General features: G+C 41.7%; 9 protein-coding genes and 1 CRISPR repeat array. Of the genes, 3 read left to right on the top strand and 6 right to left on the bottom strand.

Annotated features, from left to right (window positions below; genetic code table 11):
* Nucleotides 1-111: 111 nt before the first annotated feature.
* The 4 genes from aepX to H6H03_RS10860 form a co-directional block, all read right to left on the bottom strand.
* Nucleotides 112-1767 (bottom strand): phosphoenolpyruvate mutase, encoded by a 1656-nt coding sequence (gene aepX / locus H6H03_RS10845; RefSeq protein WP_190955130.1) that lies wholly within the window; start codon nucleotides 1765-1767, stop codon nucleotides 112-114.
* Nucleotides 1768-2039: 272 nt separating this feature from the next.
* Nucleotides 2040-2804, bottom strand: coding sequence for a phosphocholine cytidylyltransferase family protein (locus H6H03_RS10850; RefSeq protein WP_190955131.1), 765 nt, complete (start codon nucleotides 2802-2804; stop codon nucleotides 2040-2042).
* A 169-nt stretch (nucleotides 2805-2973) separates the two neighbouring features.
* On the bottom strand, nucleotides 2974-3816 hold the full coding sequence (locus tag H6H03_RS10855) for a cyanophycinase (RefSeq protein WP_190955132.1): 843 nt from the start codon (nucleotides 3814-3816) through the stop codon (nucleotides 2974-2976).
* Between the two features lie 423 nt (nucleotides 3817-4239).
* Nucleotides 4240-4443, bottom strand: a complete 204-nt coding sequence (locus tag H6H03_RS10860) for a hypothetical protein (RefSeq protein ID WP_190955133.1) — start codon at nucleotides 4441-4443, stop codon at nucleotides 4240-4242.
* Between the two features lie 481 nt (nucleotides 4444-4924).
* On the opposite strand from H6H03_RS10860, the gene H6H03_RS10865 reads away from it, so the two are divergent.
* Together H6H03_RS10865 and H6H03_RS10870 are read left to right on the top strand one after the other, a co-directional pair.
* Nucleotides 4925-6835, top strand: coding sequence for an acetate--CoA ligase family protein (locus H6H03_RS10865; protein WP_190955134.1), 1911 nt, complete (start codon nucleotides 4925-4927; stop codon nucleotides 6833-6835).
* A 208-nt stretch (nucleotides 6836-7043) separates the two neighbouring features.
* Nucleotides 7044-8543: a CRISPR direct-repeat array (repeat unit 37 nt; unit sequence GTTTCAATCCCTAATAGGGATTTTGATTAATTGCAAT).
* 435 nt (nucleotides 8544-8978) lie between these two features.
* A complete protein-coding gene (locus H6H03_RS10870; protein WP_190955135.1) occupies nucleotides 8979-9569 on the top strand; it encodes a thioredoxin family protein in 591 nt (196 codons plus the stop codon).
* A gap of 307 nt (nucleotides 9570-9876) precedes the next feature.
* Here H6H03_RS10870 and H6H03_RS10875 read toward each other — a convergent pair whose 3' ends face one another.
* Nucleotides 9877-11520 carry an acetolactate synthase large subunit gene (locus tag H6H03_RS10875; protein WP_190955136.1) on the bottom strand — a complete coding sequence of 548 codons (1644 nt, stop codon included), beginning with the start codon at nucleotides 11518-11520 and terminating at the stop codon, nucleotides 9877-9879.
* Between the two features lie 28 nt (nucleotides 11521-11548).
* On the opposite strand from H6H03_RS10875, the gene H6H03_RS10880 reads away from it, so the two are divergent.
* Entirely contained in the window at nucleotides 11549-11794 is a 246-nt protein-coding gene (locus tag H6H03_RS10880) for a hypothetical protein (RefSeq protein WP_190955137.1), read from the top strand.
* On the opposite strand, the gene H6H03_RS10885 is transcribed toward H6H03_RS10880, so the two are convergent.
* The gene (locus tag H6H03_RS10885; protein ID WP_190955138.1) at nucleotides 11772-13139 is read right to left on the bottom strand and encodes an NAD-dependent succinate-semialdehyde dehydrogenase; all 1368 of its coding nucleotides are present in this window, start codon (nucleotides 13137-13139) and stop codon (nucleotides 11772-11774) included. The two genes, H6H03_RS10880 and H6H03_RS10885, sit on opposite strands and share 23 nt — an antisense overlap.
* Nucleotides 13140-13506: the final 367 nt, after the last annotated feature.

A 13506-nucleotide genomic window follows, 5' to 3' on the forward strand; every position in this document is an offset into this window, starting at 1 on the left:
CAACGTTCTAGTTTAAAACCTCAACGTTCTAGTTCAAAACCTCAACGTTCTAGTTTAAAAGTTTAATGCTCAAGCTTATTTCTCCATGCCCCATGCCCCATGCCCCATTCCCTATTGTTTCAATTGAAAGGCCAAATCAAGGTCATCTAAGGAATTAACATCTAACCAATTACCGCGAATATATAGCACCTTAATGGGTTTGCCTTGCTCGATTAAATAATTGCATAATTCCGGTAAACCCAAACTATTAAATTCCGGCCGTGTTTGCAATTCATTGAGTGCTTGACTCACCCACTGTCTACCTTGACTGCGTAAGCGCAACATTCCTATCCAGCGTCCGCAGGAATTTCCCAAGTTGGTTTGGGTTGCTTTGGAAACGTGCAAAAGGTTAACGTCTTGCCCGAAGATGGAAAGGTCATCTGGAACTGAACAATAAGCATAGTCAGGGGAACCACTGACCGATTTAGAGTTGATAACAGAATCAACTACAGCCACAATTTCTCCAGGACATTCTAATAAATCCCGCAATATATAGCTTCTAAATAGTAAATCGCCGTAAATTACTAGCATTTCATCAGCAAAGCTAGCTTGAGCGCAGGCTAAGGATGCTAATTCTCCAGTTGTTTCATAATCTGGATTACGAATTACTTTTGTTCCCGTAACGTTGATAGTTTCTGCTTTGTAACCGGCGACAACGGTGATATCGTTAATGGCAAGTTTCTTGAATTTGTCTACTAAAAGTCTCAGCAGGGGTTTACCTCCAAGAGGTAACATGACTTTTGGTTTATCTAAAGTCAATCCTGCTAATTCTTGTCCTCTACTAGCAGCTAAAACGATCGCTTGAGTATGATGGCGTCCGTTACTAAAGTAGCGTTTTTCGGCTTCTAGGAGTTCGTCGGCTCCCTGTAGGCGGAAAATTTCCTTGACTGGCGCAATATCATCTTCAATGTTGATTAAAGTTTCGCTGGCTTGAACTTCGCGGGCGATCGCTTGCATACTAGCAACAGCAGCTCGAATCAGATGGTTTGCCCAAATGACTAAATTAATTTCAGCTTTGCGAAACACATCGGTAGCGGTGCTGTAATATTTGGTCGGTATAATTACTAATGGAGAACGCCCCGCCCATTCTTTAGCAAAGGCTAGCACTTGGTCGGGACGAGATGATTTACTGTGAATCAGGATCGCGTCTGCGCCTGCGGCATGGTAAGCTTCGGCTCGCCGCAATGCTTCTGAGAGATCCCAACCGGCTATCAAAGCTTCAAGTCTGGCGACGATACAGAAATCGGGATGTGTTTGGCTATCTTTACCAGCTTTAATTTTGCCGCAGAATTCATCAATATCAGCTAAGGCTTGGCGACTACCATTAATAAAGCTATTGGTTTTGGGAAAAAGTTTATCTTCAATACAAACTCCAGCAATACCTCGCTGTTCTAATTTCCTAACAAGGCGACGCATATTATTAAAGTTGCCATAACCAGTATCGCCATCTAACAAAATCGGGATGCTGGTAACATCAGACATGAACTCTAGCATTTCTACAACTTGAGTCCAACTGGCTTCGTTATTATCCCGAACGCCATATTGAGCCGAAAGCGCTAATCCACTGGCCCAAATTCCTTTAAATCCAGCCTCTTCCACAATGCGGGCGCTAATTCCATTGTGAGCTTCCATGATGAATTCGAGTTGAGGCGATTCTAATAATGCCCGCAGTTGAGAATACTTACTTAATTTTGCAGTGTTGACGACGGGTGTAAATATTTTATCCATCTATTTTGCTTGTCTTAACGTTTCAAATAAATTGTAAAAATCCGAGTTTTATGCTTTTTAACCAAAGATAAACAAAAAGAATTATCTGTGTTGCTCCTCAAACAAATCTTGGTGTTTAAAGTAAATTTCAGCTTGGTGGAGTAGACATTAGACCTCTTGCAAAAGTCCTTATTTTCGACTTCTTCTTTGCGTCTTTGCGCCTTTGCGTGAGACAAAAAATTATTTATGCAAGAAGTCTATTCTCTGTCTTATACCAACAATTCCAGCCTGTTTTACTTCTGAATTCTATTTTCTGCTATTTCAATTTGCGGTAAAGTTTCGTTTTCGGCACGTTGAATATCTTCTGGAAAATCAATTTCAATCCAAGGTAAACCGGTAATATCTTCGTAACCAAATACTTCTGGAGTTTCTAATAATAAATCCCGAATTACTTCTTCATAAGGTTGGTCGTGCAATCCATCAGTCACATATTGTTCTGTGCGGCTGGCGAGACGGCGAGCGATCGCATTTCCAAAACGAAAGAATCCCACTGACTCACCTTTCAAATCATAAGCCAGGTTCAAAGGCAGTTGTTTACGAAACTCCACAAGATAACCGTCTTTAACACAAAGTTTCACGGGTTCATCCCCCGGTACAAAATCTCGATCCAACAAGAAGCAATTGGAGATATTTGTTTTTACCAATCGTTCGATGATGTGGCGATCGTACAAAACATCTGCATCCATTAACAATAAATCATCACCAGCGGCAAGATGTTGACGTAAAGCCCACAAGCTGATGACACTGCCTTTGGTATAGTCAGGATTGTAAACTGTACTAACCCAATTTTCGGCTCCCAACGCTTTGATTTCATCCTGAATTTTTTCTGCCTGGTAACCTACGGCAATTACTACTTCGTCTATTTGATAATGACGAAGATAGTTCAAATGGCGCTCTAATAAAGATTTGCCGTTAAACTTTAGTAAGCATTTGGGTTGGATTTGCCCATCTTTACCCAAGCGTCGTCCAACACCAGCAGCTAATATTATGGCTTTCATCGTCAAGTTACTAACTGAGCTAAGATACTAAAAAACTGGGAAATTATTTTTGATTTTCCCAGTCTTTTATAATGACTGCATTTTGCTGAATTAAAACTTTATTAACTAATTCTTAACATATAAGAAATAGTAACTTAGCGATCGCCGATTTCAACCCACAGGACTCAAATCAACTAACTCCTACAGAGACATTTGCCACAGAGCCATTATTGAGGATAGGCTGGCGGGTTTTGAGGTCAAATTTGAAGCCGTGTGGCAAAATATGTAGCTTAGCTCCACAAATCGCCAACGGCTCATCCTTCAAAATTTCGCCCGCATTGTTATATGTAGCGTCTGATTCATCGACAATTGTGACTGCACCTTCACCAATCACTTCAATTTGACTATCTGTCACAACCATCGCGGTATTCTCATCAATACCGAATCCCAAGACAGCCGGCTCTAGTACTAAAGCCGAAATTAAGCGTCCCAATCTTCCACGCTGAGAGAAATGTTGATCGATTACCACTCCTGGGAGAAATCCCATACCGGGGCCCATTTCCACAGTTTCGATTCGCGGGTTGGTTTGGGAATCTCCTTCGACAATCATTTTATCTGGCATTACAGCCGCTCCGGCACTGGTACCTGCAATAACCGCGCCTTCACCATACCGTTTGTGAATCGCCGTATCGATTTCAGTATCCTTGAGAATGCTGGTGATGCGAGCTTGGTCTCCCCCGGTAAAAAATATCCCAGTTGCTTTATCAATAGCTTGCAATGCGGTTGATGAAGACGCATCATCGCGAGTTTCTGTGTCAATGATGCGGACATTCTCGGCTCCTAATCGCTCAAACACTCTAATATAATTTTCTCCCACCTCTCTGGGTAGTTCTGTGGCCGCTGTCATAATCACAATGTTCGCTTTTGTACCACCAGCGCGGCGTACAAATTCCCGCAAAATTTGGGAATCTCCCTCTTTGTCTTCGGCTCCGCCAATAATTACTAATTGTCTTTTAGGATTACTTTCTACCATGATGGCCCCTGATTTGATTTAGATAAATTTCAATAAACCATGACAATTGAGATTATAATATCTTCCTTTTGGGAGATTACTTGAAAAAGCTAGTATGAAAACCGGCGATCGCAATTAAACCAAACGATTTTTTAAATTAGATAACAGGTTGTTTACTAATTAAGAATTCCTTACTGCGTCAACAGCCCCTAGAAAATATCTCTAGAGGCACGATGGATCGTATTAGAGTTGGCGATCGGAGATTTTTTGTGCAGTTTGAGCAGTTAATCTTAATTCTAGCAAGAGGCTTGCTATTTGATTATGTCAAAAAATTGCCCCCTATCGGAATTGAGAATTAAATTTATCCGTAGGTTCAATCCAAAATCCAAAACTTGTACTGAGCCTGTCGAAGTATCCAAAATCTAAAATTGCTTGATGAATAATCTAATGAATCCCGCTTCTGTAAAGCAAATTACTCAAGAAAAAACGTGCTTGTTCTAGTGGGAGATGTCTGGGTTTGCCTTGATAGACAATTTGATACTCTTTGATGTCTGGCCCATCTCCATGCCCAGAAATTAGCCTCCGGTGAAAAGCTTCCTCAGCCAGTAACCTAACTTCATCTCTTAGAGCAGCTTGTGTGCCATTCATACTTTGCTGTTTCCTCAATACCGTATACGTTGATACTGTATATAGTTTATACAAATTATTCTTAAAGTATTGCACCATTCAAAGGTCGTATCTTTGGTGATTCATCAGGATGAATTGAATGTAATTTTTTTTTGCTGATGTACTTAAGATTGATTTATGCCTTGAGATAGTTGAAGATATTTCGTAATATCGGTAGGGTAGGTTCGTGTCAATTCGTAAAGCAAGCTACGCAATTAAATACGCATCTAGTAAGACTCGTATTTGATTTTTGGGAAGCTAGGTACAGTTAATCTTCTAGAATCCTCTTGCAAGAGTGCCTTTTGCCTATTGCCTGAATCAATTGTTGGAATTCAGTATTCAGGAGGAGGCAAGGCGATGATATTTGTAAGTATTCTGACTCGTGAATTCTAACAATCAATAAGTCTGAGTAATCGAACTCAGCGTCTCAATTTCAGGGTGTTTAGCCAAAGGTTCATAATCAATGGTTCAACAAAAAAGCAGCGATTTAGTCCGCATTAATGCTAGAAGAACGGATGTATTCGATATCTTCAACTTCAAGCATTACATTGGAACTAACCCTTATTTAGATAGAGGGGCACTAGTTTTTGATTTTGCTCTAGTTGAGTTGAAAGAGCCTTTGCCTATTGAGGATTATATTTCGAGGATTAGCGATCGCTATCCCCATCTGCGCGACCAAAGCTACGAATCCTATGCCCACCTATTCGCCCAAGTGGCCTCACAAGTCGGAAAATTGGACATGGATTTGCACCTCAATCATTGGAGTGTCAAGCCATATCTAAAATCCACGCGAATTGGTATCGAATCCCTACACGAACGCACAACTAGAGAAGTAGTTTACTTTGTTTGGGATTGGTTTGAAGCCATTACCCAAGACGAAGACTTCGACTTTGAGGATCAGCTAGTGAGGCTGCAAAGTAGATTCCGCGCATCTGTTTATGGTGGGCCCACAGTCTACGCCCTATTGCGAACAGCCTACGAAAAAGGTATTCCCGCATTTTATCTGTGGGAAGAAGGATTAATGCAATATGGTATGGGAAAAAAACATGTGCGGGGGGTAGCAACAACATTTAACCGCGATAGTCATCTAGATTCGGAATTTACTACCCGCAAAGACGACTGTAAGGCATTTTTGAAAACTCTGGGTTTTCCAGTACCTGAAGGCGAGATCGTCTTTTCCGAAAAGGAAGCTTTCGCAGCCGCTAGACAAATTGGCTACCCAGTAGCAGTTAAGCCAGTGGTAGGTCATAAAGGAATTGGCGTTACCGCTGATGTGCAAGACTCAAAAGAACTAGAAGCTGCTTATAGTCGGGCAGTAGCAGCGATTCCTGAAGACCAGCTACCCAGAATCATAGTAGAGAAGAGCATTTCCGGATCGGATTTTCGTTTGTTGTGTGTTGATGGTAAATTCGTCGCCGCCACAGAACGCCGTCCGGCATCGGTTGTTGGTGATGGCTACCTAACCATCGCCGAATTAATTCGTCAAGAGAACCGCAAACCTGCACGTTTAGATTCACCCACCTCGCCCATGAGTAAAATTCTGGTGGACAATGCGATGGAACTCTACCTAGACGAACAGCGTTTGTCATTGGACAGTGTAATTGAGAAAGGGCGCACCGTCTACCTACGTAAAGTCGCCAATCTTTCCGCTGGGGGTATGAGCATCAATGCAACACATACAGTTCATGATGACAATATTATCCTCGCCCAAGATATTGCCCAACACTTTCAGCTGACTTGTTTGGGTATTGATGTCATTACCAAAAGTCTTGCAGAATCTTGGAAATCGAGTAACTTCGCTATCTTGGAAATTAACGCTGCACCAGGAATTTTAATGCATTTGAAACCTTCTGAAGGTGAAAGCGTTGATGTGCCTTCTCATATTTTAGAAACGTTTTTTGAGTCTGGTACAGATGCCAGGATACCGATTATTACCTTTAATAAAATCTCAGTTGAAGAACTGCAAACAACAATTGACCATATTCTTTTGCAACATCCTGACTGGACAATTGGCGCTGTTTGTCGTGACGCAGTTTTTGTGAATCGCTCGAAAAAAGTATTAAGCACAACTTACAACAGCAATGTTCAAACTTTGCTGCGTCATCCCAAACTTGATGTGTTGATTGCTGAGTATGGGGAAGACATATTAGAGCAAGAGGGTATGTTTTACCAACGTAGTAATCTCGTAGTTTTGGATAATCCCACCGAAACTGAGATGATATTGGCGCGGGATGTTTTTGACGGTTCTACTGTGGTGATTAGAAAAGGCAACGACATTTCTATTCGTCGCAAAGGGTTAATTGAGGACTACACTTTGGGGCAAGATGAACCATTTACACGAGTTTATTTGAAAGAAACTGGAGTGATTTTGTAAGTTAAGTGCTATCCCCGACTTGTTTGATAAGTCGGGGATAGGCTGGTTAATTGCAATGAAAGCTAAATGGCTGAGATACCTAAGTACAGCTTTGCGTAAAATCGTGGCGAATTGACGGTTGAAATTTAAACGCAAAGGAGCGCAGTGGTAAGCGCAAAGGGACGCAGAGAATTCGCTATGAATAATGAAATGTTGTAAGTTAGTCTTAGTTTCAATCCCTAATAGGGATTTTGATTAATTGCAATTTACTTTCTTCGGTGTTACCCTAGAAAGTACTAAAGTGTTTCAATCCCTAATAGGGATTTTGATTAATTGCAATTCCAGCGGTCGGGGCGGCAATCATGAGAGATTTGGTTTCAATCCCTAATAGGGATTTTGATTAATTGCAATATATTCCATTTACCTCAGGAATACTATCAGTATTGAGGTTGTTTCAATCCCTAATAGGGATTTTGATTAATTGCAATCTGGTTGACAAAATCCTCCTGATGCTATACCACCGCGTTTCAATCCCTAATAGGGATTTTGATTAATTGCAATTTAGGGCAATTCCATCAGGTGATTGAATTTCAAACTGTTTCAATCCCTAATAGGGATTTTGATTAATTGCAATAACAATTCGGGAGCCGCAGTCATTATCTGTGCGTTGGCAGGTTTCAATCCCTAATAGGGATTTTGATTAATTGCAATCGCAGCAACGTGGCGTTTTACAAACAATTCAAAATGGAGGTTTCAATCCCTAATAGGGATTTTGATTAATTGCAATCTTCTCGCCCTTCAGCATAATTAGGCGTTGAATTTACGTTTCAATCCCTAATAGGGATTTTGATTAATTGCAATGAAGTTAAAGCTGTTTGCTCACAGCTTGCAGGTAAAGTTTCAATCCCTAATAGGGATTTTGATTAATTGCAATGAGAAGATTTACTAGAAAGTGATTTACAAATTAAGTTTCAATCCCTAATAGGGATTTTGATTAATTGCAATTTTTGTACTGGTTAGCACGGTTCAACGGGAATTCTAAGTTTCAATCCCTAATAGGGATTTTGATTAATTGCAATTTAGGAGTTTAAAGCTATGGCCCGCGCTAAAAATGTTTCAATCCCTAATAGGGATTTTGATTAATTGCAATTAGGATATGGGAATGTCCTCAACGTAAGATACGTTTCAATCCCTAATAGGGATTTTGATTAATTGCAATCCTTTGCTGTGGGGGTGGCTTGCTGGGGAACGCAAGTTTCAATCCCTAATAGGGATTTTGATTAATTGCAATCTCGATTGCACTTAGCAACGTCTGTCCTATATCGTTCGTTTCAATCCCTAATAGGGATTTTGATTAATTGCAATCCTGAATCCTCCAGTTGAGTCCAACCTTGTGGTTGCTTTTCTGTTTCAATCCCTAATAGGGATTTTGATTAATTGCAATTGTATTGCTGCTTTTGTCGATGAACGCTTCGATGTTTCAATCCCTAATAGGGATTTTGATTAATTGCAATGCACCATCGTCTGAATATGGCGATCGATCGCGCGGTTTCAATCCCTAATAGGGATTTTGATTAATTGCAATTTCACCTTCAAAGCGCTAGATAAAATCAAAATTTTGTTTCAATCCCTAATAGGGATTTTGATTAATTGCAATTGGATGCCACCTCTTTGAGAAATGGCGTAGATGTTGTTTCAATCCCTAATAGGGATTTTGATTAATTGCAATGGCTGGCATTTGAAAGCTTTGTATTATTTGGTTTTCAAGGTTCGGTTGCGCGAATGCAAGAATCATAACACGACGGTTTGTAATTTGGCTAGATGTAAATCGCTGAAAGCCAGTCTAGATAAGGTGCGCGGTAGGTTTACTGGTACTCGAATCGTCAAGTGCTTACATATAAGGCAATACAGGCATTTTTGTAACCATCCTCTGGCCAACACCTACCCATCCGCGCATTTGGTAAAAACTAGTTTGATTAGTGGCGCTGTTGACAAAATATGCAGTTTGATTATTAGATAACAAGGATTTTGCCCGCCACAGAGGCGAAATGTAAAAAATGCAGGATTTCTGATGGGGTAGTTTGATCTTAGTAATTTACTACTCCCGACTCGTGTAAATTGCTAGAGTGAAAGAGACTACTTAATAAGTTGTAATAATACTATTATGAGTACGGGTTCACCAGCTAATTCTCCCGAAAAGTCTGAATCGACCCTAGGGAAGCGTTTGAGAAACTTCTTAGTTGCGATCGTAGCGATCGCCCTGAGCGTTACCTTTTTCATAGGATTGCGAACTGAAACAACTTCCGCTTCCTTGGCGAAATTAAGTGAAGCGTCCACACCACTAGAAGTAGCAATGACCAACGGTAAACCATCTCTAGTGGAGTTTTATGCTGATTGGTGTACAGTCTGCCAAAAAATGGCACCAGATATCGCTCAACTGGAAACAGAATATGCTGACAAACTAAATTTTGTGATGCTGAATGTGGATAATACCAAGTGGTTGCCAGAAATGCTGAAATATCGCGTGGATGGGATTCCGCACTTTGTGTTTTTGAAGCCGGGTGGGGAAACCATCGCCCAGGCGATCGGCGATCAACCCCGGACAATCATGGCTAGCAACTTAGAGGCTTTAGTTACTGGCTCCTCTCTTCCCTATGGTCAATCTAGCGGACAAGTTTCCAAATTCTCGGCCCCAGTAGCACCAACGCCTAGTCAAGATGACCCCCGCAGTCATGGTAGCCAAGTCGTAAATTAGCAAAAACAATCGGCTAATTGTCAACGAAAGAATAGACATGACAGCGAGTTAAATTATCAGTACAAGGGTCTTTTTACTGCAATACGGTTCAGTTAAGGATTTTTTGGAGAACCATAAACCTGTAGAGACGTTGCATTGCAACGTCTCTGTTCGCAGGATAAAGGTTTTAATTTTATCTGAACCGTATTGATCTATAAATGAAGTAAAGTTGTGCGTTAGTAGAAATTAATAAGAAGTTAGGAATAAATAACTCCTAACTCCTTACTTTTACAAAGACGCGATTAATCGCGTCTCTACTCCTAACTTTTTACAGCGCACAACTCAATTCGCCGGCTTTTAGGGTAAAGCGGTGATTCTCGCGATAGTCTACAGGACAATCTATGACTGCGGGTACATCTTGAGCGAGGGCTTCTTTGAGTATGGGAATTAAATCTAAAGCTGATTCAACTCGGTAACCTTTTAAACCCATACTTTCGGCTAATTTGACAAAATCAGGATTGCCAAAATGCACAAAAGATGAGTTTCCTTTACCAAATTGATTTTCTTGTTTCCACTCAATTAATCCATAGCCACCGTCATTAAAAATGATGGTGACAAATGGCGTACCGACACGTAAAGCAGTTTCTAATTCTTGGCAGTTCATCATGAAGCCGCCATCGCCGGTGACAGCAACAATTTTGCGGTTGGGATGAACAAGTTTTGCTGCTAAGGCACCAGGAATCGCAATGCCCATAGCCGCAAAGCCATTGGAAATAATGCAAGTATTGGGGCTATGGCAGTGATAATGACGCGCCATCCACATTTTATGTGCGCCAACATCAGAGATGACGATATCATCTGGCCCCATCACTTGCCGTAAGTCATAAATTAACTTTTGCGGTTTAATGGGAAATCCATCATCATGGGCGTACTGTTCGTAATCGGCGCGAATATCTGCTCGTAAACTGATGGCAAAGGGATCGGGTTTTCCTTGTCTGTCTGCTAATTTTAAGATTTCATAGAGGGAATCAGAAATGTCTCCCACGACTTCGGCATCAGGAATATAACTGCTATCGATTTCTGCTGGATTTAATCCTATATGCACAACTGGAATTTTGCCGTCACGATTCCATTTTTTAGGAGAGAATTCTATCAAATCGTAGCCGATCGCTATTACTAAATCTGTATTATCAAATCCGCATGTAATGAAATCTCTTTGCTGTAATCCCACTGACCACAACGCTAATTGATGTGTGTAGGGAATCACGCCTTTACCCATGAAGGTATTAGCAACAGGTATATTCAGCAAGGTGGCAAATTGCGTTACAGCATCACTGGCTCTAGCGCGAATTGCCCCATTTCCTACTAAAATTAATGGGTTAACTGCTTGGCAAATTGCTGCTGCTGCTGCCCGAATGCTAGCAAAAGATGCATAGGTTTTTTCGCTATTATCCTTACGCAAAGGTTTGCCTTCTACGGGCATGGCAGCAATATTTTCTGGTAAATCGATGTGAACTGCACCAGGTTTTTCAGATTGCGATCGCTTAAATGCTTTTCGCACTACTTCTGGTGTAATACTCGGTCGAACAATTTGCTTATTCCATTTAGTAACAGGGGCAAACATCGCCACCAAATCTAAATATTGATGGGATTCAATGTGCATTCTGTCTGTTCCCACTTGACCGGTAATCGCCACTAAAGGCGCACCATCGAGGTTCGCATCTGCTACCCCAGTCATCAAGTTTGTGGCCCCAGGGCCAAGAGTAGAAAGACACACTCCGGCTTTTCCAGTTAGCCGTCCGTAGACATCCGCCATGAACGCTGCACCTTGTTCATGACGAGTTGTAATAAATTTAATCGAAGAATGTTTTAGTGCTTCTAAAACGTGCAGGTTTTCTTCACCTGGAAGTCCAAAAACGTATTGTACTCCTTCATTTTCTAGGCACTGCACCAAGAGTTCTGCTGTATTCATTTTATTTCCTGACTAGCGACAATAAATATTGGGCATTGGGCATTGGGCATTGGGCATTGGACATTGGACATTGGGCATTGGGCATTGGGAGTTGGGCATTGGGCATGGGTTATTCTTCTTGTCCGCCTTGTCCCTCTTGTCTGCCACTTCCCCATTTACTATTCCCTATTCGGTATTTACTATCTCTTATGTCCTTGCCCTATTGCCTATTGCCTATGCCCCATGCCCCATCCCCCATGCCCAATCCCTAATCACTTCACCCACACAGTTTTAACATTGACAAACTCATGTATACCCTGGATACTCAATTCTCTGCCATATCCAGAACGCTTAATACCACCAAAGGGCAATCGGGGATCGGATTTGACCATACCGTTGATAAATACGGCACCGGCTTGGATTTCTTCAACCAAGCGATCGCGTTCTCCATCGTCGGTTGTCCAAGCGCTTGCACCTAAGCCAAAGGGGGTGTCATTAGCGAGTTTTATGGCAGCATCGATATCTGGAACCCGGAATAATAAAGCAACCGGGCCAAAGAATTCTTCTTTTGCAATTGGTGTGTGGGGGGGGATATCTATGATAATGGTTGGCGGATAAAAGTTCCCTCGACGATCTGATAATGGATGTCCACCGATGAGGACTTTACCACCAGTTTTTGTAGCAGTTTGTACTTGCTGGTCTAAATCCTGGAGAATCCCAGGAGTTGCCAGGGGCCCGATATCGGTGTCTGGTTGCATGGGATCGCCCACTTTCAGCGCCTCGAATTTATCTAACAACAATTTTTCAAATTTGTCAGCGATCGCTTCTGCGACAATAAAACGTTTTGCTGCAATACATGATTGCCCGTTATTTAACATCCGCGCTGTAGTTGCTGTGACAACTGCTGCTTCTAAATCAGCACTTGCTAACACAATAAACGGGTCGCTTCCTCCCAATTCCAAAACTGTTTTTTTAATTTGTTTGCCGGCGGCGACGGCGAGGGATATGCCTGCTGGTTCGCTTCCTGTTAAGGTGGCAGCTTTTATCCTTTCGTCTGCCATTAAGCCAGCGACTTTGCTAGCCCCAATCAATAAAGTTTGAAATACACCTTCTGGAAAACCCGCCCGTCGAATAATCTCTTCAATTGCCAAGGCGCACTGCGGCACATTGGAAGCGTGTTTGAGTAAGCCGACATTTCCCGCCATGAGTGCTGGTGCAGCAAAGCGGAAAACTTGCCAGAAGGGGAAATTCCACGGCATGACTGCCAGAATCGCCCCTAAGGGTTGATAGCGTACAAAACTATGGCTGGCATCGGTTTTTACAGGAACATCAGCTAAAAAACCAGCGGCGTGTTCGGCGTAGTAGCGACAAACTGCGGCGCATTTTTCGACTTCGGCGATCGCAGCTTTGAATGGCTTACCCATTTCCAGAGTCATCAACTTGGCAAATTCCGCTTTGTCTTGCTCTAAAATATCGGCAGCTTTTTCTAACCAGTGCGATCGCTTTTGAAAACTAGTCTGGCGATAGCCTTCAAAAGCCCGATTTGCCAAATCGAGTTTAGCGTCAATTTCTGCATCGTTGAGTGGCTCAAAGGTTTGAATAGTTTCCCCAGTGGCGGGATTAATCGTGGCGATCGCCATTACCTGACCTCCCGTTAAAAAATACCTTAACTGTTGGCTTCCTAGTGTTACACAGATCTATTCTGGAAGCCACCACCCAAATTCTAGTCTTTTAGTTAAGAAATGGTTGCTACATATTACAGTTTCGCAATTAAACTTGAAGTAATATATACAATTTAATCGTGTATTTATACTTAAATCTTAGTCTTTTGTCAGTGGTTAGTTGCAAAACAGAAATTAAGCGCTCTTTATTGGAGCGTTGAGTAGTCTTTTAGTTAACAATTAGCTGCTTAGTATTACAATCTCGCAACTATTTTTGGAATAAAATATACCAATCAAGAAAAAGTCAGAAATCAGAATGGGCTACGCCCTCCTGCGCTAACAGAAT

The organism is Nostoc paludosum FACHB-159 (genome assembly GCF_014698835.1).
Lineage (GTDB): Bacteria > Cyanobacteriota > Cyanobacteriia > Cyanobacteriales > Nostocaceae > Nostoc > Nostoc paludosum.